Here is a 24,059-nt window from a genome sequence, read left to right on the forward strand (position 1 = left end):
AATTGGTTCAAATAACGAATTTTTAACTCGAGGATAGGAGAGTAAGCCCGAACCTTCTATCCTCAACTAAACACCCATTTTGCACTGAGTAAATAGTTACTCACCATGCCTGCCAATATGCCTAAGATCAAAGCCAAATAGACCATCACCCCTTGCGTTCCTAGCGCGAGCGTTACGCCTTTGAACACAATAAAGTTCGGCAAAGCACTGATACAGGCACTCGCCATAAATTTTTGCCATTGAGCGAAAGGGTTGGTTTTTTCTGCTTGAGAGAAAGTCAGCCAGCGATTGCCAAGCCAAGTCGTGGTTGCTGCAAACAAAAATGCTATCCCACGAGCCAGCATCAACTCCAGACCAAACCAATGGAACAACACAGAAAAGATAAGGGTGTCGACCATAAAGCCGACACCACCTACCAGAGCAAACCTTGTTAACGAAGCAAACCTTTCCAGCGAAGCAAATTTTGGTAATTTGCGCATTCCGTTATCCAACCACACAGGTGTAGAGTGAGCGTTTCGATTTTGCTGTGAACTCGTTGGTACAACTCAACGCATTTTCATGAATCATGCTATCCACTCGCTGCGATTTACCAATCAGGTGGAATTTCTTCAGATTGTTTAAGTCATTCTTATGTTTAAGCTTTTTCGCCTGACCATGACTATAGAACTGGCCTGAAAACGGGCGCTTACCAATGTAGAAGACCGGAGCATTATCATTAATTTGCGCGAAGATGATGCGGTCGCTGCGGCTATCTGCTTTGCCCATATTCAAAACCAACATCGCAATCATAAGCAGGGCTGGCAACACCGCTGCCGTTCCGGTCAACCATTTGAAATCGTGTTTATCCACCAGCATTGCAATCAAGATACCCAACGCAGGCACACCCGGTAGCACGTAAGCAGGCAAAATATTCCCAGCCATGGTGAACAAGATCATTGGAGAAATCAGCCAACACATCAGGAAGCTAAACAAACCTTGATGATCGGTTTCAATGGCTTTGAGTACCTTACGACGTTTCCACGCCAAGATAGGCAATACAATTGACCAAGGCGCAGCCGACTGTAGCCAGAATACCCAGATCATCCCACGTGGTTGATCATGAGCAGAACCATACAGGTCCCCTTCCCAACCGCTGACAACAAAACGCTTAAAGTGCTCGCCAACAATAAAGTAATCAATAAATCCAGGCGTCGCCATTTCAGCCATGATGTACCAAGGTAGAGCAATCGCAAGCATGAGCGCCAACCCCAACACAATTGGAAAACGCTGCCACAAGGCTTTGAAGGCACCGAAGAAACCATGCTGAATCACAAGCCAAGGAAACACTGCGATGCCCATGATCACGATCGCCACCGGACCTTTTGCTAACAGCCCGCAAGCCAAGCCAAAGAAACCGAGATAACCCCACAATCGGCTGTGGTTGTCTTTGCCAAGCCAGCAGTAGTAAAAGCCGACCATCGCCATGGTCATTGCCAATGTCAGTGCCATGTCTGTCATCACTGCACCCGCCGCAATTGAAAAGATGCCACACGTCGCCAATACCAACGCTGCGATGACTGCATTAAAGCCAGCGCGATGCGCCATGGCTGCAACAAAAATAATAGTCGCGACACCCGCCAACCAATGAGGCGCGCGCACTGCGAATTCATTCAATCCAAACAACTCAATGCCGTAAGCACTCATCCACGTGAACAGGGGTGGCTTCCCCCAAAAAGGCACGCCGTAATCAAACTGTGGGGTAAGCCAATTGCCGGTTTCCACCATTAAGCGCGCCATTTCGCCGTAGCGGGCTTCTGTGGTGTCCATCAAAGGGTAAGCGGCAAGTGAAATAAGACGGAGTAAAAGAGCAAACGCCAACAACAACCACAAATGGGTTTTATTAATACTCATGATTACGCGGTTTCTCCCAGTTTAAACTTCATGGTTTGGATGGATTGATGTTTTGCAGGCTGCTCGTAAACAGACTGAACAAGATAAAGAGGACGTTGCTTGGTCTCGACAAAAATGCGGCCAATGTATTCACCCAAAAGGCCAATCGACAGCAGTTGCACACCGCCCAACGCAAGTTGGACGACCATCATGGATGGGTAGCCAGTGACAGGCTCACCAAACACAACGGTTTTCATCACAATGAATGCGCCATAGATAAAGGCACTGAACGCCACTAACGCACCGGCAAGTGTCGCTAAGCGCAAAGGACGAATGGAAAACGAGGTAATGCCGTCCATTGCAAGGCCAATCAGCTTGAGGTAGTTCCATTTGGTTTCACCACAGAAACGAGCGTCACGCTCAAACTGAACCGTCACTTGCTTGAAACCCGGCCAAGAAAAGATGCCTTTCATGTATCGGTTACGCTCTGGCAACGCATTGATGTGTTTAACCACTTTTGCGCTCAGTAGACGGAAATCGCCCACGTTCTCCGGCACATCCAATTTCGCCATGCTATTAAGCACTTTGTAAAAGCAAGCGGCCGAGAAGCGTTTGAACCAGGTTTCACCGTGGCGTTCACTGCGCTGCATGTTCACCACGTCATAACCTTCACGCCATTTTGATACCATTTGCGGGATCAACTCCGGTGGGTCTTGCAAGTCGGCATCAATCACAATCACCGCTTCACCTTGGCAGTGTTCCAGACCCGCACTCATGGCGGACTCTTTGCCAAAGTTACGGCTTAATGCAATACAACGAACGTCGCTAGAAGATTGAGAAAAGTTTTGCGCGATCATTAGGCTGTCATCTTTGCTGCCGTCGTCGACATAGACGATTTCGCAATGTTCTGGCATTTCATCCAAAACGGCGGCTAAACGACGATGAAATTCAGTCAAGACTTCTTGCTCGTTAAAGAATGGCACCACAACAGACAAAACTGTTTTAGGCTCAGTGTGTTGGCTCACCTTTGAAAAGGTTGCAGCGTGAATGTTGAAGGTTGACATGCTACTCTTCCACTAAATCCGATGAATGAATCCAGTCTACAAACATCAACGTGAAAGAGATGTTATTGACATCTTTTTCACGTCCTTAGTGAATAATGTTCGGTTAAGACGAAGTCTTATTTTCGAACACCTGCCCACTTGGAGAGAAATACATGAAACGCGTACTTTTAGTCGAAGATAATCGAGAAATTGCAGGCATGCTGTTCGATTATTTTGAGTGTGCAGGTATGGAACTCGATTATGCAGACAACGGCGAACTCGGCCTGAAACTAGCGATGGAAAACACCTTCGACATCATCTTGCTCGATCTCATGCTGCCACGCATGGATGGCCTGACCATGTGTAATAAACTTCGCGACGCGGGCAACAACACACCGGTACTTATGCTGACGGCGCTCGATAGCCGTGACGATATGCTCAAAGGCTTCCAACACGGTGCGGATGACTATCTGACCAAACCTTTCGATCTGGATATTCTTGAAGCGCGCATGATGGCACTGATCCGCCGTTACCGTGGCACTGTCGCATCGAGCAAGTTGGAATACGGTGAAGTGTCTATCGACCAAAAAACGCGTAAAGCTTATCGCCAAGATAAACTGTTGGCGCTAAACCCTACCACTTACACCATTCTGGAAATGCTTGTGAAAAGCGCGCCAGACGTAGTGACACGCGAAGAAATTGCCTTCCAACTTTGGCAAGAGAACGAGCCGAACAACGACGTTCTGCGCAGCCACATTTACCAACTTCGCAACCAACTTGATAAGCCATTTGAACAACATGTGCTTATCACCGTGCCGAAAGTTGGCTTCCGCTTGGAGACAGGTGCATGATCAATCGCTTACTTGCTAGCACGCAAAGCACACAAAGTATGACAGGGCGACTCGCTCTGTTTTTCTCTTTTGTGTCGGTCGTGATTGGCATCTTCTGCTTTTTGTTGATTACCGGCTCCCTGCTTTGGTCTGAAGACCGCGTGGGCGAGCGTCGTATTATGGTCGACAAAAAAGAAGCAATTGAACATTTCCAGTCCCACCCAGAGCAAGGCAGTATTCAGCTTGACCTGCTCACCACTGCATACAACGACATCTCATTGGTTGCCGAGCGCTATCAAAAATACCTGATTGGTCAAAAGCACTTTCTTGATGAAGTAGAAGACGGTGAATACTCGCGCATGGTTTACATGAGCACTTACACCTACAAAGGCGTTGAACATCCCGTTATTCTGGTTTCCTTGATTGATGAAATCGAGATCACCTCAGAGGAATTCATTCTCGTCGTCGCTATGGTGCTGTCCATTGTCGCCGTGCTGGTGTTCCTGTTTGGTAGCCTCCTGCTGCGCTTATCACAACGCTTGATTGAACCCGTCAATGCGCTTAAAACTCAACTCGACCATCATCAAGGCGATGCTACGCAAACTTTTAGCGTGCCAGAGGGCTCGGCCAAAGAGTTCCAAACCCTCGCGGATGAGTTGAATGAGTATCGCCACAAAATCAACCAAGTCATCAAGCGTGAGCAAGCCTTTGCACGATACGCAAGCCATGAACTGCGTACACCGTTAACCGTAATGAAAGGCTCAAGCAGTTTACTGGCAAGAAGTGCGAACACGGATTTCCAGACCCGCCAGGTGAACCGAATTCAAGATGCAACGCAGCAGATGTCGACTATGGTGGATGCCCTACTCGGCTTAGTGCGTTACGAGCGTAATGCAGATGATTCACCAGTGCGCAGCATCACCGAAGAAGAACTCATCCAAATCATCTTCCAAAGCCAAGCTCAGGCGGATGAGAAAGCACTCAGCTTTGATGTACAGATCGACGGAAACCCAAAAACGCGCGCTACCAATGCTGTGTTGACCATTATTCTTGGCAACCTGATTCGCAACGGCATCGCCGCGACACCATCGGGATCAATTCATATCAGCATCGGGGAAAACACCATCTCGGTACGTGATGAAGGCGAAGGCTTTTCGACCATTCCACATTCTGATGGGCACGGATTGGGTTTGATGATTGTGGATGATTTATGCCAGCGTTATGGCTGGCAATTTAAGATTGGTACACATCCAGAAGGTGGTTGTGAGGCGGTGATTGACCTTACGTCAGAGCATCAGGAATAACCGAAAAGGTTGTACTGAAACACAGACTTTTTATCTGGGTTTAATGGCGTTACACTACGCGCCCTTTTTAAATGGCAAAGGTGACACGGTTTATTCCGTCAGCATCGACATGAAACTCTCAGAAAGTCCTATCACCCAACATAGCTTTAATGGGCACAAATTTTTCCTTAAACGTGACGACATGCTCCACTCCCACTTTTCTGGGAACAAAGCACGTAAGTTTATGACGTTAATGGAAGAGCAAAATCCCGACATCACCACGTTAATAAGCTTTGGCTCCGCTCAATCTAATGCCATGTACTCGCTAGCGGCTCTCGCCCAGATTAAAGGTTGGGCATTTGAGTTTTATGTTCATCACATTCCATCTTGGCTAAAAAGCTCCCCCATCGGAAACTATCGCGGCGCTCTCGATTTGGGTATGAAAATCACCGCCATGCAAGACATCGGTAGCGAACTTCACCCTAGTGAATACATCCACCAGGTACGAAGAGTAGATGAGTCGACATTGCTGATTCCAGAGGGTGGACGTTCCCACCTCGCTGAAGCTGGCATCAAACAGTTAGCACGAGAAATTCTTGATTGGACGCGATTGAGAGGTAAAGAGCAGTTTACGGTCGCCCTGCCATCAGGTACTGGCACGACGGCTTTATATCTTCATAAACATTTAAGCCCACACGGCATAGAAGTGCTAACTTGCCCTTGCGTAGGCGATGCAGATTACTTAACTGAGCAGTTCAACCAGCTCGGTGAAAACAGCCACCCAACCATTTTAACCGTGCGCAACAAACACCATTTTGGTCGCTTGTACGAAGAAGATTACATCACATGGAAAGCACTCTTTGAGCAAACCGACCTCGAATTTGACCTGTTATACGACCCGTATATGTGGCAATGCCTCACCCCTTGGTTGGAAGAGAACACAGATAAAACGGTGATTTATATTCACCAAGGCGGGTTACTTGGCAACGAGTCGATGTTGCCAAGATATCAACGAGAATTTGAATAGCGTGTTCAAATAAAGTTGTTGCTGATTACAGTGATTCCACTATTTGATGAGCGCCAGAATTTCTTTGAATTCAGGTGCTCGGCAATCTTCGACCATTTCATACAAACACATTTCTAACCCAGTGAGCACCACACCGTTAGCGGTTAACTTCGCAAGAGCGAGCGCTTTATTGGCAGCGGTTCGGGAAGAGACACAATCCGTGACTAATTCAACGCGATAACCGGACTGGCGCAGAGAAACCGCGGTTTGATAGACGCAAATGTGGGATTCAATACCGCAAACCAACCAGGTATCAACTTTCGCGTTCTCCACCGCGACCTTAAACGTCGCCTCTTTGCAACCATCAAACGTGTACTTGGTAATAGGTAAATGCGTGCTTTCAAGCACTTCACGAATCGGCTCCGCGGTTGGGCCCAACCTTTCTGGATTCTGTTCTAGCCACAGAATAGGCAAATCTAGTGCTTTGGCGCCCTTTACCAGTTTCGTGATATTTTCAATCAGTGCGTCGCTTTCATGCATTAATGTAGCGAGTTTGCCCTGAACATCCACCACAATCAGGCCCGTGTTTCCTTTCGATAACATTTCCATCTCCTATCTTGTGCGACCACAAACCATACTCAACAAGTTGAGCAAAAGTTAATGTATCAGAACCCTTTCATGTTAGAGCAATAAAACCTAGAAAGATGACCTTCGCTCACACATTTGCCCTTAGGTAAGAGTGGTTTGAACTGACTATTTAAATTTCTCTCGAATTAGTTCAATCAAGGCTTTGACTTTATTGGGCAGAAATAAGGCCGAGGGATAAATCAGAGTAAGATGCTGCTTCGGATGCGCGAATTGAGGCAGCACCTCGACCAACAAACCGTCTCTCAGTGCAGGCTTGGAATGAATTTGAGGAATAAACGCGATGCCGTTTCCTGCTATCGCCATCGAGCGCAGCAAGTTGAGGTCATCCGAACGCAACGCCACATGCAGATCTGAATCGAGCAAATCGGCATTGTAACGATTAGTTAAAAGGCGATGCTGCTTAAGATCTTCCACCGTTTTTACTGGCGGATGCGATTCTAGATAGGCTTTTGACGCAACAAAGTGACTACGATAAGGCAAAAGACTGAACTGCACATAGCTGTCATCGGTGACTTTGACCACGCTCGGAAGAAGCTGTAAATCAAACGATTGACGCTTGAGATCGACACTCTCTTGATGGTTTTCAATCTCGACCGAAATCTCCGGATACCGCGTTGTGTACTCGGTGATGATCGCGTTAAACGCGGCAGAGCTCATCAATGCGGAAGGAATGGCTAAACGCACCTTGCCCGTCAGCTCTTGTTGATATTCATGCATGGCATTTAAACCTTGCTGAATATGGTCAATAGGCTGCCCCACCAACTCAAACAAGCGTTTCCCGTGCTCCGTCAACTCAATGCTGCGTGTTGTGCGGATCAAAAGCTGTACCCCGAGCGATTTCTCTAATTCTTGCAGGCGACGACTCACTTTTGAGCGTTGTAGTTGATTCGCCTCTGCCGCTGCGCTTATACCGCCGTGAACCACCGTCTGAGTGAATAGGTAAATATCATCAAAATTAACGTTCATTGTCCTATTTTTAGGTCATTTATGTTCGTATTATCATTCTACTGAATTGTGAGTAACTTCTCTATAATCCGCTATCCAATATGTTTAACGGAACTTGTAATGACGGCTGACCAAAAATTCAAACACTGGATGCGAACTTTGATTGTCCTGTTCATCGTACTATTTTTGTACATTATCATTGCTGACCGCCACGCCCCCTTAACGACCGAAGGACGAGTGCAAGGATACGTTGTCCAAGTCGCACCCGAGGTATCTGGTAAAGTGACCGACGTTCTCATCGAGAATAACCAGTCCGTTCAAAAAGGCGATGTGTTGTTTACGATTGATGATCGTAAATACAAGATAGCACTTGAACAGGCGGAGCTGTCTCTGCAATCCGCTTATGAAAAAGAAGCAACACTGTATTCTCAACGCGAAGCCGCTCTTGCCAATATTGCCCGCGCACGAGCGACATTTGATAATGCACACCGCGAGTACAACCGCTTACTGACACTATCGAAGCAGAAAGTCATCTCTCAATCGACACTCGATAATGCCTTTGCCCAAAATCAGGTATCACGTGCAGCGCTTAAAGCGGAACGACAAAACTTAAAAGTCATTGAGGCGCAATTAGGCGATCAAAAAGGTCAAAGCACCGCCGTTCGAATTGCCAAAAATGGCATCGAAAAGGCGCAACTTGATTTGGCAAATACCGCGGTACTCGCTCCCAGTGATGGTGTCGTGACCAACCTGCAACTAGAAGTTGGCACGATGGCAAACACCAACATGCCATTGCTGACATTTGTACCAACAGGATCACTCTGGGTAGCCGCTGATTTTCGTGAAAAATCCGTCGCGAACATAGACAAGACTTTCCACGCCTTGGTCACATTTGATGCCAACCCAGGTTCGGTGTACGACTTTGATTTAGCTAGCCGCGATTACGGTGTAGCAGCCGCACAACAAACGCCTAATGGCGCACTAACCAAAGTGGAAGTGAACAACCGCTGGGTACGTGATGCGCAGCGTACACGAGTGAACCTAACCAGCAGCGAAGAGTTACCACCAGCACTGTTTGTCGGCTCTCGCGCTACCATTGTTTTGTACCCAGACAACAGCATTTTCTGGCAGTTGATGGCGCAAGCACAGATTCACCTCGCAAGCTGGTTCCACTTCATTTACTAGGCGGCGACAATGAAAACCTTACGAATTTGGTTCGGCTGCTCTTTAGGGCTCGCGCTAAGCATGATCTTCGGTTGGTCTTACGGATTTTTTGCCATCATGATGCCGCTGTTTATATTGGGCAGAATGGACAACTTTAATCTTTCGGCTTTATTGATCGTGTTTTTCTCTGCGGTGTGGACAACCATACAAGCCACATTTTTGCTGGAATACTTGCAGTTTCATCCAACATTAATGACCGTAGCCGTCGGAATCATGATGCTGTTCAAGTGCATTGCAATGATGAACCAGAAAACCTATTTGTTTGGTTACATGGGGCTGTTGGTGGGTTCAATTGTGTTGAATTTTGCCAGCTATAACTTCATGGATATTGAAGAGTTCAACGTCAACATGTGGGTGATGGCGTTCAGCAATATTTTTGTTTGCACATTCGCGTATTGGTTGTTCCCGGAGCCAAAGTCCCCCACCGAGCACATTGAGATGTCGACCCCAGTGAAAAGCGATATTGACTACATCAGCCAAGTTGCCATGGGTTGGGTAGTGGCGATGGCGGCGTTTATCGTATTCCAAGTAGCGGACTTATATGACTCGTTATCCGCACAAGCTTCCATTTTGATCATCCTAACCCCAATGACTTTAGCAGGCTCGCTCGCCATGGCAAAAATTCGCATCATCGGCACCGCACTAGGCTGCATCGCAGGGATGGCTGTTCAGCTGATATTGGGCAGTTGGTATGGGCATGCGCTACTCTTTTGGCTCGCCTTTACCATTGCAATGGGGCCATTCTGCTTGTGGCTCACAAAGGGGCAAATTAAAGCGGCTATCGCGTTTTCTGCCATGTCTGCCCTATCGGTTCCGCTGACGACTTCATTGGTGCCAGAACAAAAAGACGCGTTCTTTTCGATCTTGTACCGTTTCAGCTCGATTTTCGTTGCTGTTCTGCTCACCGCGATGGTGATGTGGGTGGTGCATCACTGGATTCGTGTGATATTGCTAAAGCATCCTGAGATGAAGAACGTGGAGTTGAATTAAATCTGGCCGAGGCTGGAAACGGGAAATGTATGTCGCTCACTTTACTGTGAGCGGCATTTTTATTTAAAACGGTCACCCTGAACATTGAGGAACGAGCGTGGTTCAGGATCTACTCACCGAGTGCTGTAAAGTTCTAAGGTTATCGCCATTTTCCAGTGAGTTGTTAGTAGATTCCTAGTCTCGTCTAGACTCGCTGGAATGACCAAAATTTGAATACAAGCCAAATAGTTGGGTATGTGAGTAACGTATCTCTTAACATCCGTCATCCTGAACAGCGAGGGACGAGCGTGGTTCAGGATCTACTCACCGACTGCTTTGAAGTGCGAAAGTTATCGTCATTTCCTAGCGAGCAGTAACCCGATTCCTAGTCTCACTTAAACTCGCTGGAATGACGTTATCTTGAAACTGCTCTAATAACTAGGGTTGTGGCGAGCAATATATCTTCCAACATCCGTCATCCTGAACAGCGAGGGACGAAGTGATTCAGAATCTACTAATCACGTGCTTTGAAGTGCGAAAGTTCTCGTCATTTACCAGCGAGCTGTTATCAGATTCCTAGTCTCGTTTAAACTCGCTGGAATGACGCTATCTTGAAACTGCTCTAATAACTAGGGTTGTGGCGAGCAATATATCTTCCAACATCCGTCATCCTGAACAGCGAGGGACGAGCGTGATTCAGGAGCTACCCACCGGGTGCTTTGAGGTTCGTAGACTATCGCTATTTCCCAGCGAGTTGTAATCAGATTCCTAGTCTCGTCTAGACTCGCTGCAATGACGCTATCTTGAAACTGCTCTAATACCTAGGGTTGTGGCGAGCAATGCATTTTCCAACATCCGTCATCCTGAACAGCGAGGGACGAGCGTGGTTCAGGATCTACCCACCGACTGCTTTGAAGTGCGAAAGTTATCGTCATTTCCTAGCGAGCAGTAACCCGATTCCTAGTCTCACTTAAACTCGCTGGAATGACGTTATCTTGAAACTGCTCTAATAACTAGGGTTGTGGCAAGCAATATACTTCCAACATCCGTCATCCTGAACAACGAGGGACGAGGTGATTCAGGAGCTACCCACCGAGTGCTTTGAAGTGCGAAAGTTATCGTCATTTCCTAGCGAGCTGTAATCAGATTCCTAGTCTCGTCTAGACTCGCTGGAATGACCCTATCTTGGAGCTGCTCAAATATCGGTTTTGTGGCGAGCGATGTATCTTCCAACATCCATCATCCTGAACAGCGAGGGACGAACGTGATTCAGGATCTACCCACCGAGTGCTTTGAAGTGCGAAAGTTATCGTCATTTCCTAGCGAGCAGTAATCAGATTCCTAGTCTCGTCTAGACTCGCTGGAATGACCCTCTCTTGGAGCAGATCCAATACCTAGGGTTGTGGCGAGCAATGTATCTTCCAACATCCGTCATCCTGAACAGCGAGGGACGAGCGTGATTCAGGATCTACCCACCGAGTGCTTTGAAGTGCGGAAGTTATCGCTATTTCCTAGCGAGCAGTAAACCGACTCCTAGTCTCATTTAAACTCGCTAGAATGACCCTAATTTTAGTTCATGGTGCGGAGCCTAAGTATTAACATCAACCCACCAACTCTTTACGAATGATCTCCGCACCCGCACTTAACGCATTGAGCTTAGCGGTCGATACTTCAAGAGACAAAGGCGCCATACCACAGTTGGTACATGGGTAAAGCTTGTCGGCATCAACGTATTTCAATGCCTCTCGCAGTGTATTCGCCACTTCTTCTGGCGTTTCAATTTCGTTGGTTGCAACGTCAATCGCACCAACCATCACTTTCTTACCGCGAATCAACTCAAGTAACTCAATAGGCACTCGTGAGTTATGACATTCGAGCGAGATAATATCGATATTCGACTGCTGCAATTTAGGGAATACTTCTTCGTATTGTCGCCATTCAGTGCCTAGCGTTTGCTTCCAATCCGTGTTCGCTTTGATGCCGTAGCCATAGCAGATATGCACCGCCGTTTCACATTTCAGCCCTTCAATCGCACGCTCTAAACATGCAATGCCCCACTCGTTCACATCATCGAAAAACACATTGAACGCAGGCTCATCAAACTGAATGATGTCGACACCTGCAGCTTCAAGCTCTTTCGCTTCTTGATTGAGGATCTTTGCAAATTCCCAAGCCAGCTTTTCACGGCTACCGTAATGATCATCATAAAGCGTGTCGATCATCGTCATAGGGCCTGGCAGCGCCCACTTGATAGGTTGCTTAGTTTGCTGACGCAAGAACTTGGCATCTTCAACAAACACGGGCTTTGTGCGGCTCACTGGGCCAACCACAGTCGGAACACTTGCTTCATAACGGTTGCGAATGGTCACCGTTTTACGGTTTTCAAAATCTACACCGCTTAAATGCTCAATAAAGGTCGTCACAAAATGTTGGCGAGTTTGCTCGCCATCACTGACGATATCAACGCCTGCCAGTTCTTGTTCTTGCAAAGCGACACGTAACGCATCGCGTTTGCCATCAATCAGTTCTTCACCTTGCAGTTTCCACGGTGACCAAAGTTTTTCTGGTTCCGCTAGCCAAGAAGGTTTCGGCAAGCTGCCAGCCGTTGAAGTCGGTAATAGTGTTTTCATCGTCATTCCTTTCTAGATTCTCGTTATCTTTTACGCGTAATTTGCAGACCATTGTTCAAGCACAGATTGATAAGGTTTGATGAAATGCTCCTCGGCAAATTTCCCTTGTTCAACTGCCAGTTGGCTGCGCTCTTCTCGGTCGTAAACGATTTGAGTTAGCGAGTGGTCTAGGTTTTTTAGGTTTGGCTGGTAGCAATTACCGGCAACCGCATTGGCATTATAAATTTCTGGTCGGTAAATCTTCTGGAATGTCTCCATCGTACTTATCGTGCTGATAAGCTCTAGGTTTGAATAGTCGTTCAACAAGTCACCGAAGAAGTAGAATGCCAACGGTGCAACACTGTTGGGTGGCATAAAGTAGCGCACCTGTAAGCCCATCTTTTTAAAGTACTGCTCAGTCAACGAAGATTCGTTCGGCTGATATTCAAAGCCCAAAACAGGATGTTGGTTTTCGGTGCGTCGGTATACCTTGTTGTCCGATACACTCAGACAAATCACCGGCAGCTTTTTGAAATGCTGTTTGTAAGACTCAGAATTAACGAAAGCTTTGAACAGTTTGCCATGCAAATCACCGAAGTTCGCTGGGATGCTGAACTGTGGCTGGTTTTTGTTGTGGTCCAACAGCAAAACGCTAAAGTCGTAATCACGCACGTATGAAGAGAAGTTGTTGCCCACTATGCCTTCAATGCGCTCGTTAGTGTTGTGGTCAACAATGTTGGTTTTGAGCACTTCAATCGATGGGAATGCTTCTCCACTACCTTGGATATCCATATCAACAGAGATGATTTCAAGTTCAACTGAGTAGCGGTCACCTTGCGCGTTATCCCAATATGCCAACGCATTAAAACGATTGTCGATCATTCGGAGTGCATTGCGCAGATTCTCTCGGCGGTAGTTTCCGCGAGCCAGATTAGCAAAATTGGTAGTGATTCGCGTGTTGTCTGATGGTTGGTAATTCTCATCAAAGCGAATGCTTTTGATAGCAAATGTGAAATCGTTATTCATCGTGAGTTGGTATCCTATTTCCTTAGATAAAGCAGACTTTTCCTAACTCTGTGCATGGGGACATTTTTTGTTTTTGGTTTTCCCAATCGTTAGGTTGCACAGCGCTTACGACGAACGGTTAGTGCAAAAATGACCGTCGCAGTGCCTAACACCAGAGCAGTCCTTTTTTTATACTTGCTTCACGAGTTAAGTAATATTGGTATTGTTTCACATTGAACATGAAGGAAATTCATAGTGGCAGTTCCAACCCTGAGAGAGCTATCGTAGATACTGTTTTTCATTGACACCAATACACGTAACTTGGCGAGCATATTGCCAATATGTGTAATTAAGAAACGGATAAGAGATTAGCAGTACGTAAACCAGTTTAAGCCGAGAAAACGCATTGTATGAACAAGGCACCAACTGGAATATAGGACGACGTAACTTAAATAGCACTTTTCACACTCCATCGTTTATTCAAGCATTCGTTTAATTAGAAGTACGTTACATTTTATATTCTCGAAACATGATTATTTAATTATCTTATTTATTTCTTTTTCTATCTTTACCATCTTAAACGTAAAGTTTAATCCCCTGCTGTAAAAGCACATATAACTTCATACACGAACATGACAACTTCATTGACGGACTTTATCACTAAACTATTACATTAAGCTCTAAAAAAACAACAACAAAAAAACATAAGCCGCTGTTTTAATTTGAATTAAAACCATAAACCCGAGATAACCACATAACGATACTTTACTTAGTTTGGTATAACAAAAACCCTAAAAATAACATGGCTAACATTTATAAAATTCACTTTTATCAATAAAAAATCTAAATATAACATTAGAAAATTAAAATTAAGCAATAACTTAAAAAGACAAGACTTAATAACCAAATTCTTATTTATTATAGTTGAGAGGTGAATTTAAAAACTATGAGACATTAATCCCACGAATCTATCCTTTTTCTTTTTTTAATAAAACACAAGATGCACTATTTCACCGCTCATTTATTGAGCTTGAATTTATAACCTGTCCATAATTATAAAGTGCCCATCAAGATAGTTTAAAACAAAAGTCTTTATGGGCTGACTAATAGGAAACAATAATGGAAAAACAGCATCTTTCCGCGAGTATTATCGCACTCGCTTTACTTGGTTCTTTAGCACCAGCACATGCTGAAGATACATTAAAATCTTACACTTCGACGTTGCTTCAGCTTGATGATGGTGATGCACGCTCGAAAAAAATCCGCTTAATTTATTCTTTAGAAAATGTCTGGAACCAATCTTTACTACCAAATGGCGCTAAAGAAGCTAAGTTGATCCTAAATGGCGGCTCTGGCTTCGACATGACTAATGTTCCAAACAAAGAACAAATCTATGGTTTTGCCACTGGGGGAGATTACCGTTACACCGTTCCAACGGCTTTTAAGCTGGCACTGAGCTATTTAAATGGCGCCCCTTTACGCCACATGAGCCATGCTCCAGAAAACACCATTGCAACGGCATCTGTCAGTGAGTCGCTAGATTTTAACCTTGGATTCAGTGCTTCTACTTCTCCAAATATTAGTGGGGGAATCTCCTGGAGCAACCGTGTAACGTACGACCAGCCAGAGTTTCAAACGGTTGCCGATTTTAACCAAGCTAACGAAAGCATTAATTGGTTAATTGAAAACAAGACTATCCGCCATAATACGCCAGCTAAAGACTGGTTATTGTATCGTTGGACCAGTTGTGACATGGGTAATTTGATTGATTACAATGAGTTACCTGTCGTTATGCGTTCAGATTTTAAACCACAAGTCGGCGTCGTATATAGAAAAAATGACATTCAAGATGGCCTAGATACATCAGAGGTCAAGCTGGTTGCTGGTTGGCGAAAAACCAATTACTACTTTGGTCGCGACTGGTGTAGCTGGTATACCACACCAGAAAATACCTGGAAGAAAAATCGTGATAGCAGTCAATGGACAGAGACTAGCCGAGCCGTAACTATCTCTTGGAATGACGATCTCTACCACTAACTTATTAGCCTGCGGCCACGGAATAAATAAGTGGCCGCCGTATTTACTAATGAAATAAACGGTAAGACATGACACATGACAAGTAACAAAAAACTCTTGACTGGATCGGCGCTAGCACTTGGTGCAGTACTCGCCATATTTCTGATTAATTCAAATAACAAGAATGCCCAGACCGAACCTGTTGCAAGCCTTGACGAGCAAATCAAGACAGAAGACGCTGCGACAATAAGTGTAACGCCTCCTGAGAGCAATGCTGCTCAAAAGGTGGTTACCACTCCAACACCACAAAGTGGCAATGATGATACTTCCGACGTCATTCCAGCTACACCTTGGATATCTGCCCCATTAAATGAACTGAGCAATGAACTGTACGATTTTATTGAAGCTGAACAGGTAAGTTACATCAGTACGACCGACTATCCATTCGACGAGCAAAAGCAAAAACAATTGCGAACATTAGCTAAGCAAGGGGTTCCTATCTTGTTTGACAATACGGAGTCATCCTATTTGGATAGCTACGGTGTCAGCGAAACCAAAGTCGTATCAGAGTATTTTGGTACGGCGTCTGAAGGTGATGTCATCATCGCTACCGGAGTACAGAATGCAGATGGCAGCATTCATTATCTAGTTTTGCCTTTGAAGAGCAACGATCTCAACGATAACAGTAAATTGATTGAGGACACTAAGCTCGCAATCACTCTACTTAAAGAACAAAAGCATGACTTGATAAAAGAGAGACAAAACGAACATCGCGAATAAAAGTAAAGGGAGATAGCCTCTGTATCGCTATTTCCCTTAAAACTCAGTTCTCAATTAAGAAAAGCTCATTTCTCCCTACTTACCGGCACCCTATCCGAAATCACCTTGCCGTCTTTGATGGTGATGATGCGTTTAGTGCGCTCTGCCAGAGCGTTATCGTGCGTCACGATGATCAGCGTTCTACCTTCGGCGTGGAGTTGGTTGAACAAGGCTTCAATCTCTGCGCCGGATTTTGAATCCAATGCACCCGTTGGTTCATCTGCTAAGATGATTTGCGGATCGTTGACCAAGGCTCTTGCAATCGCGACCCTCTGTTTTTGACCACCAGAAAGCTGGTTTGGTTTATGGTCTAAACGATCCCCTAGCCCGACTTGCTCTAGCAATTTAGCTGCGCGCTGGCGACGTTCTTTGGCTTTGATACCAGAGTAAACCAACGGCAGTGCCACGTTATCAAGCGCCGTCGCGTATTCCAATAAGTTAAAGCTTTGGAAGACAAATCCGATCTTTTGGTTACGAATGCCAGCCAGCTCATTCGCACTTAAACTTGCGACGTTTTGGCCGCCAAGTTGGTACTTGCCATCGGTGGGCTTGTCTAAACAGCCGAGCATGTTCATCAACGTTGATTTGCCTGAACCGGACGGGCCAAGAATCGAAAGAAACTCGCCTTGATTAATGGTTAAGTCAACGCCGTCTAGCGCGCGAACTTCCGCCTCCCCGCTTGAGTAGTATTTACAGATGTTGGTCAGCTCAACAAGCGGCTTGTTCGACATGTTCTTTCCAGAGTTATTGTTGTTATTCACTTTGTAGCGCCTCCAACGGGCTGACTTTTGCGGCTCGGTTTGCAGGTAACCATGCAGATGCCACACCAATGATCACTAAGGTGAGGATGACAATCGCGACAACGACCCACGACAACTCAGGGACAGGTTTACCCAGTTGTTCATAAAAGGCATTACCCTCTAAAGGAATGGAACTGATGGCAGACACCAGCGCGTACGTCACGCCTAAGCCAAGCGCGCCCCCCATCATCATTGTCAATAAAGACTGCACTAAATAGTGCATGCGAATGGCCGTTGGAGTTGCACCGACTGCCATGCGCACGCCGATATCACGCGTAGATCGCTTTACGGTGGCATACATCACATTGGCGATGCCAACGCCAGCAACAGCTAACGTCACGAAGCCGATAATGCCAAGAAAACTCTGCAAACCTATCAGGAACTGCTGCATACTCTTTTGCTTAAGGAACATATCATCGACTTGGACGATCTGCTCATCGCTGACACTTGCCCCGTGCTTACGGGCAATCACTTGCCTTATCGTCTTTGCTAAGGCTTCTCGGTCTACATTCGCTTGTGGCTGCACATTGATGCCACCAATTTCACCGTTGACATGAAATCGCTTCCACGTCGCTAACGGCACAAAGCTGGAATAGTTGATAAGATCCCCCAGCTCTATTTGAGCGCTGTTTTTCTCCAATACGCCCACAACGGTGAACTCCTCATTGCCGATTTTTACCTTTTTCCCCACAGGGTTGACTTGCAATGTGACTGTCGCAAACCAACTAAAGTCCTCATTCGGGTTGAATAAGTCGGCTGCCAGTTCATAACCCAGTACAACGACTTTGCGCGTCTCTTTTTGATCGAGTGGATTTAACCATCGCCCCCCCGCCATCGGCACCAAATTGGTCATGGATTGAAACTCGCTCGTGACCGCTAACGGCTCTTGCCACGAGCTTCTGTCACCAACGGTGATGCGCTCTTTCCACTTCGCCGTTGGCGCAACGCTTTTTACATCAGGTAACGCTCGAACGACCTCTGAATCGTCCATTTTTAGTGTCAGAAACTTACCTTGGTGAAAAGCACCGTGGTCGACGGTGGCCATCCCTCCGGTCAAATAAATCAAGTTGCCGTTACCATTTTGTGCGGTTTTCAATACGCCCTGACGAATACCCTCACCTACCGCCAACATAGCAGCGATACAAAGGGTCGCCCACGCTACTGCTAGAATGGTCAAACCCAGTCTCAGCTTTTCTGCGGCCATTTCTTGGAAAATTTGTCTCATCGGTAACAACATGACTAAGCCCTCGCACTCAAAGCAATGACTGGCGTGAGACGCGATGCTCGCCTTGCTGGGAAATACGACGCCATCAATGCCAAGATAAGCGTCACAAGTAAAGACCAAGCAATAGAATCTGGCGTGATCACAGGTAAACCAATCCATTCCGGTAATGCCATGCTGCTTAAGACAGATACCACGGCATACGAAAACATCAGACCTAATGCCGTGCCCACGGCTACCAATATAAGCCCTTCAAGAATAAACTGACTGAGTATGGATTTTTGAGTCGCCCCGATCGCCAAACGCACACCGATTTCACGCGTGCGCTCCGTGACAGATAAAAACATGATGTTGGCAACGCCAAGCGCACCGACCGCCATGGTCATCGCGCCGCTCGCTCCAAGAAAAATCTGAATGCCACGCAAAATTCCACTGATGACCGCTGCACCTTCACTAAAATCGGGTAATTCGACCGCATCTTTATCACTTGGGTCAAAATGAAGCTGCTTGGCGAAAAAGTTCACGATATTTTGTCGAAACGACGGTGCATCCATCCCGTCTCTCGGCTTCATCAATATCATCCAAGGTTTCGCATCCCACAAATCGCGGTACGTTGTTTGAGGAATGAAAACCGTGCGGCTATCGCCGAATGAAATGCCAGTGTCCTCACCAACGGTTATCCCAATCACCAAAAACGGAATGCCGTTGACTTTGAGCCTATCCCCGATTTGGATTCCACCCATTTGCGCAATTTGATCGCCTAACACCGCCACGCGAGTGTGGTTGTCCATATCACTTGGTGACAGGTTTCTCGAACCGGGTTGCAGCTTGCGTTGCATTAAAGGAAAGTAAGACGTATCAATACCGCTGACCGTACTCGATAAATTCTGTCCTTTGAGATTGGTGATATTCGCATCCCATTTGGCGTAAACGCTTGACGCCTGTTGCACGAAGCCCGACTGTTTGATCATGTCGACTTTTTCTTGTGGTATATCAATTTGGCGTCTTGAAGGTAACCCTTGCCACGGTTTACTGGTACTCGACGGAAACACCACTTGCACATTGTTGATCATAAATGAAAACGACTGGGTCTGATGGCGATAAAAGCCTTCGCCAAGTGCGATTAACACCACCACAGAGATCACGCCCCAAGCAATCGCGATAATGGCTAGCACGCTCTTCATGCGGTGCGCCATCAACGTTTGCCAAGTTTGTTGCAATAGACTGCTCATGAATGAAAAGCCCGAGAGATCAACGCCATGGTATCGTCATCGAGTTTCCCTGCGGTTTGCAGTAAGCCGATTCTCTTACGCCAGTAGCTGTACAAGTTGGTTTGCAGACTGTTTTTCGCCTCAAACAAGCTGTTGTGTGCGCTGATAACTTCCGACACTTCAAGCAGACCAGCGTCGTAAAGTTTCTCTTTGCTTTGCAACACTCTGGCGCGCGACTCAACCAGCTCGTTCGCTATCAAAACTTGATTCCAGTTGATATCGACCTGCGTAAACTGCTGAATAACTCGTTTCTGAATATCAATTTCCACTCTACGCATATCTTGCTTGGCGCTTAAAATGTTCAACGATGCTTCGTCCACTTTAGCTCGCACTGCACCATTGAGGTCAATCGGCAAACTCAAACTAATCCCAGCGTTAAACTCGCCGTTTGAACGATTGTCACCATCGCTGTAGCCCACACTGCCTTTGACGGTTGGGTAGTATCCACCTTTAGCTGAATCTTTCGCGAACTCGCTCGCTTTCACCATCTGCGCCGCGACCAACAGCTCTGGACTACTGTCTTTCGCCAGCTTTAGCCATTGCTCCTGAGAGTCCACCAGCATCGGCGGCTGAATTAGAGAATCCGTTCGAATTTGGTCGACACTCTCCGGCATTTGATTGATTAACGCCGCAAGCTCTGCTTTTTTCACTTCGAGATCGGCTTTTGCATTGAGGATACTTGCTTGCTCAGAAACTTGATTCGCTCGCATCTCTTCAACATCAACCGACTTCACTTTGCCTGCTCGATAGCGTTTCTCGATGATGTTGAGAAGTTCTTTCCCCTCCTCCAGCTTGGACTGCGCCAATTTGAGGTCGCCCTGTGCGCTTGCTACATCTAGGTAAGCGGTGAGCAACTTCTGCGCAAGCTCGTTATGTGATTGAGATAGCTCTAACTGTGCTTTGAGATAATTGGCATTCGCTTGATCCAGTTCCGACCACAAACTGCTATCCCAAATAGTTTGAGATAAGGTAGCGCCGTAACTGTTCGAATGGCTTGAGGACTCATTCCAATCCGCTGACGCACTGGCACTTAAACCCGGCAATAACGCACTGCGGCTACTCTGTACGCCAACCTCGCCAAGCTGGACGCCGATTTTCGCTTTTTCGTAATTAGGATCGTTCTGCTTTGCTTGGTGCCAAGCTTGTTCAATAGAAATTGCGTAGGTCGGCAAACTGAGTGTGGCAGCCAACAATGCAAAGGCGATTTTTGATCGTTGCAGTTTAACCATGCGCCGCTCCCATCATGCTGTTGTCGATAACCTCTTCATCAAGCTCCACGCCGTCAAGCACTTCGACATTGATGCCATCTGACAGACCGAGTTTCACCGGTTGTTTATGAAACCCTTGTTCTGAGCTATCGGGGATCAGAACATTCGGTGCGTCACCATCAAATTGCAGAGCGCGCTCCGGTAGAGTGAGCACGTTTTCAGACTTCTTCAGAATGATTTGAGCCGTCGATGAAAAACCAGAACGAAGCAACACATCTTGTGGGATCTTGAGTTCTCCCACTTCAACCTCAAAACCGTTATCAAAACTTTTTGCCGAAGCGTTGCCTTCTGGTGAGTTAAGGTTCTCAGATTGAATCGCCACTTTGGTTAGCACACCAGAAATCGCCACATCAGGATAAGGCGCAACCGTCAACATAACGGGCATTCCCGGAGACAACTGCGCAGCATCATGCTCACTGACGCTACCTTTAAAAATCAGACTGTTCATGTCGGCCAATGACATCATTTCAGTCGCGGCTTGGCTTGATTGAGTCGAGATGATCGGCTCTCCGACCTCAACTTTCTGGTTGAGTACCGTGCCATCAATTGGCGCGTAGATCGTCGACGTTAAACGTGCATCGCCGATAGACGCCTCACCACTGCGGATGAGTTCGAGATTCTGGCGCTTTTGCAATACGTCCGCTTGCGCAGATTTGACTGCCGAGCGCGCACTTACGTATTCGTCGTAGTTACTTGGAATAATGTCCTGCTTGACCAAGCTTTCTAAGTTGGACAGTTTTTGTTTGGCGGATTCCAGATCGGCTTCGCTACGCATGAGCTCTGCCGATGCATCCGTTAATGCTTGGGGTGTTGGGTTTGGACGCACTTTGATCAGCGGCTGGCCTTGCTTCACCTTTTCACCAACTTTCGCGTAAATTTCACCGACGATACCGTCGATTTGTGACTTGATAGACACGGAGTGTGCAGGGACAATTTTACCAACAGCCACCGCTTGTTTTTCAATCGTGCCTTTTTCCACAATCAATGTAGGCAGCAATTCTGGTTGAGCAGCAGATTGGAGATAGAAAGACGTACCACCGCCGAGCAGCGCGAAGCTCACAGCGGAGACAAACCAACGTTTCGTCATTATTTATTCCAACAATTATTGGGTAGTCTAATGACTACTCCTAAAACACAAAGTTGAAGGAATAATATCCTGCTTTAATAGCGGTTTGGTTGTCACAGTTGGTATGGTTTTGTCAGTCGGCTCTGACAATCAAAAACTAAAGAATCATTCAGCAAAGACGTTGTCTACGATGGCGACTAACAAGCTCTGTAACCGCTCGTTTCAACCGCCACCCTTTTCATTCTGAACAATGTGCAAAATGGCGCTGATCTGTATCCAAGTGAGCAGCTGTTTCTTGAGCGTTTAATATGTTCTCTTGATTAGCCCCAAACTCAGCCCCCGTTCCAGGCCAATAATATGTATCTTTATCACGACATAGTGTGAGAATGACAGGATCATTGTGTATATTGGGCTCATCTCCTAGCTCGCCATACATACTGAAAGTAATCTCAGACCCAACGTCTCCACGAAGTTTCTGAATCACTTCTGCTTGAACTTTAAAGAGAACATCTTCCTCGTGTTCAGCAAACTTTTCAAAACCTGTAATTTTCACCACTGCAGAATAGGGCGTTTGAAATATCGCATCTTTGAGTACCTCATTCTGAGAGTACACTCCCTGTGAAGCACAAGCTGATAAGCTCACACAGCCTAGCAAACTTATAAATTTCTTCATATTTAACTTTCCGTTCCTGCTAAGGCAGAGCCTTTTGTATATACAGGTAAAGTACCTTTTGTTTCATCGTAGTTACTCGGTACTACGAACTTGTCCCAGACATCAATAGAGTACTTTGCTATATTGACTTGGTTGCTTTGGTTTCCTCCTAACATGTACAAATGCCTACCATCAGGGCTCTTTCCCACGACAAAAGCAACATGCCCACCACCTTTTCTCGATTTAATCCCTAGAGCTCCATGTATAGGTTCTGAGATGTTTTTACCAAAACCCTTCCACTCCTTTGCTCGATAAGCTTCTTTTACTGGAGTGATTCCGTGTTGTTTAAAAACCCAAGCGGCAAACGAACCACACCAAGCATTTTGACCTCCAGAGTCATCAGTGCCCCAGAACTTAGATGCTGTAAAATACTCTAAAATCCTTGGATTGGCCTTAGTGCCTGAAACTTCTTTTTGTCCAATTTCTCCCAACGCTGTTTTCATCCAAGGTACTTTGGTTACTAGTTTTTGAGCATCATGAGGATCATTTTTCACTGAGCTATAGGATGGTAATCCATTGAGCTTACGATGAGTTCTACCATTTACATCGATCCGACCATCTGGCTTTACCATATAAAGTAGCTTACGCTGACACACTTTTATTGCCTCTACTGTTTTCGACAAATGAGGACTCCGCCCTAACGAGCCATCAACAACCAACAGTCGGGTAAAACCTATTCTCTTTTGGTTATCATTTAAAAATTGTTGAACTGCTTTAACATCATTTTTCGAATTAGTGCCATTTATACCAACAGAGCCACGGATTTTTAATCCCATTCTCGTTACCTTTATAACTAATCATATAATTAAGAAAGTACGCTTTAGCGTGACAACAATAAAGATAAAATGTTGTTTTATACGATTAGCCATACGAGGGAAATTAGGTGTTGAAAATATAGATTACAAATAAACTCAGCTCATATCACTAAAAACACCTATTTATCATCTTTTGGTCACGCTTCAAAGCAGGACAGCCAGATGTTTTAAACTATGCGTATTAATAGACGAAAAAATGTTTATAAATGAACACTTAAATTAACATAGTAAAACTATCAATTACTATTTTAAATTTAAATAACACTTCCTTTTTAAGGTCAATCTATAATTAAATTTATCAAACTTTAATTTTTATTAAATTGAGCTTTAATTTATTAATCTGACTATTTAACTAATTTCATTTCAGTTAATTGTACTTTTTGGCATGTTAGCGGGTGATGGCGGCGCCAATAACACCGACCCATTTTCAGAAGGAATAACGGACGATAACCAATGGATTGTGGAAGAACCACACATGATGATTATTACCCTAGACCAAGTGTTGCTCGACTCTCTACCAACCGGTTCAAGTTATGATCGCCCATACGTGATGTGGAATGGTATGCCATACGCACACATTATTATTCCCGTTAGAGCGAGAAAATAAAAAGAAAAAAATCCGATACTCAATATTTTGAA

At 45.7% G+C, this 24,059-nt stretch carries 22 protein-coding genes; 8 read left to right on the forward strand and 14 right to left on the reverse strand.

Annotated features, from left to right (window positions below):
• Positions 1-62: 62 nt before the first annotated feature.
• Genes N646_RS05070 through N646_RS05080 form a run of 3 tightly spaced genes read right to left on the reverse strand, consistent with a single transcriptional unit; the run spans position 63 to position 2,933 of the window.
• Positions 63-479 (reverse strand): GtrA family protein, encoded by a 417-nt coding sequence (locus N646_RS05070; RefSeq protein WP_017820493.1) that lies wholly within the window; start codon positions 477-479, stop codon positions 63-65.
• A gap of 4 nt (positions 480-483) precedes the next feature.
• Positions 484-1,890, reverse strand: a complete 1,407-nt coding sequence (locus tag N646_RS05075) for an ArnT family glycosyltransferase (protein ID WP_017820494.1) — start codon at positions 1,888-1,890, stop codon at positions 484-486.
• 2 nt (positions 1,891-1,892) lie between these two features.
• The gene (locus tag N646_RS05080; RefSeq protein WP_017820495.1) at positions 1,893-2,933 is read right to left on the reverse strand and encodes a glycosyltransferase family 2 protein; all 1,041 of its coding nucleotides are present in this window, start codon (positions 2,931-2,933) and stop codon (positions 1,893-1,895) included.
• Between the two features lie 152 nt (positions 2,934-3,085).
• Between N646_RS05080 and N646_RS05085 the strand changes: the two genes are divergently transcribed.
• The 3 genes from N646_RS05085 (at position 3,086) to N646_RS05095 (ending at position 6,052) form a co-directional block, all read left to right on the forward strand.
• On the forward strand, positions 3,086-3,763 hold the full coding sequence (locus N646_RS05085; protein WP_005389368.1) for a response regulator transcription factor: 678 nt from the start codon (positions 3,086-3,088) through the stop codon (positions 3,761-3,763).
• Positions 3,760-5,046, forward strand: a complete 1,287-nt coding sequence (locus tag N646_RS05090; protein WP_017820496.1) for a sensor histidine kinase — start codon at positions 3,760-3,762, stop codon at positions 5,044-5,046. The genes N646_RS05085 and N646_RS05090 overlap by 4 nt, the downstream gene beginning before the upstream one ends.
• Positions 5,047-5,155: 109 nt before the next feature.
• A complete protein-coding gene (locus tag N646_RS05095) occupies positions 5,156-6,052 on the forward strand; it encodes a 1-aminocyclopropane-1-carboxylate deaminase/D-cysteine desulfhydrase (RefSeq protein WP_031777262.1) in 897 nt (298 codons plus the stop codon).
• Between the two features lie 39 nt (positions 6,053-6,091).
• On the opposite strand, the gene N646_RS05100 is transcribed toward N646_RS05095, so the two are convergent.
• Positions 6,092-6,634, reverse strand: a complete 543-nt coding sequence (locus N646_RS05100) for a hydrolase (protein ID WP_005457944.1) — start codon at positions 6,632-6,634, stop codon at positions 6,092-6,094.
• A gap of 150 nt (positions 6,635-6,784) precedes the next feature.
• The gene (locus tag N646_RS05105) at positions 6,785-7,645 is read right to left on the reverse strand and encodes a LysR family transcriptional regulator (protein ID WP_017634710.1); all 861 of its coding nucleotides are present in this window, start codon (positions 7,643-7,645) and stop codon (positions 6,785-6,787) included.
• Positions 7,646-7,744: 99 nt separating this feature from the next.
• Here N646_RS05105 and N646_RS05110 point away from each other — a divergent pair, with 99 nt between their 5' ends.
• Positions 7,745-8,809, forward strand: coding sequence for an HlyD family secretion protein (locus N646_RS05110; RefSeq protein ID WP_017820498.1), 1,065 nt, complete (start codon positions 7,745-7,747; stop codon positions 8,807-8,809).
• Positions 8,810-8,818: 9 nt separating this feature from the next.
• Complete coding sequence (locus N646_RS05115) at positions 8,819-9,838, forward strand: DUF2955 domain-containing protein (protein WP_017820499.1); 1,020 nt, start codon at positions 8,819-8,821, stop codon at positions 9,836-9,838.
• Positions 9,839-11,418: 1,580 nt separating this feature from the next.
• Here the strand turns inward: N646_RS05115 and N646_RS05120 are convergent.
• Both N646_RS05120 and N646_RS05125 read right to left on the reverse strand, forming a co-directional pair.
• Positions 11,419-12,447, reverse strand: coding sequence for a methionine synthase (locus tag N646_RS05120; protein ID WP_017636058.1), 1,029 nt, complete (start codon positions 12,445-12,447; stop codon positions 11,419-11,421).
• A 30-nt stretch (positions 12,448-12,477) separates the two neighbouring features.
• Complete coding sequence (locus tag N646_RS05125; RefSeq protein ID WP_017821636.1) at positions 12,478-13,452, reverse strand: DUF1852 domain-containing protein; 975 nt, start codon at positions 13,450-13,452, stop codon at positions 12,478-12,480.
• Between the two features lie 1,098 nt (positions 13,453-14,550).
• On the opposite strand from N646_RS05125, the gene N646_RS05130 reads away from it, so the two are divergent.
• The gene (locus N646_RS05130) at positions 14,551-15,468 is read left to right on the forward strand and encodes a leukocidin family pore-forming toxin (RefSeq protein ID WP_005376731.1); all 918 of its coding nucleotides are present in this window, start codon (positions 14,551-14,553) and stop codon (positions 15,466-15,468) included.
• 75 nt (positions 15,469-15,543) lie between these two features.
• Entirely contained in the window at positions 15,544-16,227 is a 684-nt protein-coding gene (locus N646_RS05135) for a topoisomerase I (RefSeq protein ID WP_017821637.1), read from the forward strand.
• Positions 16,228-16,292: 65 nt separating this feature from the next.
• Here the strand turns inward: N646_RS05135 and N646_RS05140 are convergent, their stop codons facing one another.
• From N646_RS05140 to N646_RS05170, 7 genes are all read right to left on the reverse strand, one after another.
• Positions 16,293-16,997 carry an ABC transporter ATP-binding protein gene (locus N646_RS05140; RefSeq protein ID WP_025767247.1) on the reverse strand — a complete coding sequence of 235 codons (705 nt, stop codon included), beginning with the start codon at positions 16,995-16,997 and terminating at the stop codon, positions 16,293-16,295.
• A gap of 22 nt (positions 16,998-17,019) precedes the next feature.
• A complete protein-coding gene (locus N646_RS05145; RefSeq protein WP_017821639.1) occupies positions 17,020-18,303 on the reverse strand; it encodes an ABC transporter permease in 1,284 nt (427 codons plus the stop codon).
• A gap of 2 nt (positions 18,304-18,305) precedes the next feature.
• Positions 18,306-19,520: an ABC transporter permease gene (locus N646_RS05150; protein ID WP_017821640.1), complete on the reverse strand. Its 1,215-nt coding sequence runs from the start codon at positions 19,518-19,520 to the stop codon at positions 18,306-18,308.
• On the reverse strand, positions 19,517-20,788 hold the full coding sequence (locus N646_RS05155; RefSeq protein ID WP_017821641.1) for a TolC family protein: 1,272 nt from the start codon (positions 20,786-20,788) through the stop codon (positions 19,517-19,519). Before N646_RS05155 ends, N646_RS05150 begins: the two co-directional genes overlap by 4 nt.
• Complete coding sequence (locus N646_RS05160) at positions 20,781-21,914, reverse strand: efflux RND transporter periplasmic adaptor subunit (RefSeq protein ID WP_017821642.1); 1,134 nt, start codon at positions 21,912-21,914, stop codon at positions 20,781-20,783. The genes N646_RS05155 and N646_RS05160 overlap by 8 nt, the downstream gene beginning before the upstream one ends.
• Positions 21,915-22,131: 217 nt before the next feature.
• Positions 22,132-22,566 (reverse strand): hypothetical protein, encoded by a 435-nt coding sequence (locus N646_RS05165; protein WP_017821643.1) that lies wholly within the window; start codon positions 22,564-22,566, stop codon positions 22,132-22,134.
• Positions 22,567-22,568: 2 nt separating this feature from the next.
• Positions 22,569-23,381 carry a TIGR02594 family protein gene (locus N646_RS05170; RefSeq protein WP_017821644.1) on the reverse strand — a complete coding sequence of 271 codons (813 nt, stop codon included), beginning with the start codon at positions 23,379-23,381 and terminating at the stop codon, positions 22,569-22,571.
• 424 nt (positions 23,382-23,805) lie between these two features.
• Here N646_RS05170 and N646_RS05175 point away from each other — a divergent pair, with 424 nt between their 5' ends.
• Entirely contained in the window at positions 23,806-24,027 is a 222-nt protein-coding gene (locus N646_RS05175) for a hypothetical protein (RefSeq protein ID WP_017821645.1), read from the forward strand.
• Positions 24,028-24,059 lie beyond the last annotated feature (32 nt).

Source organism: Vibrio alginolyticus NBRC 15630 = ATCC 17749 (genome assembly GCF_000354175.2).
Lineage (GTDB): Bacteria > Pseudomonadota > Gammaproteobacteria > Enterobacterales > Vibrionaceae > Vibrio > Vibrio alginolyticus.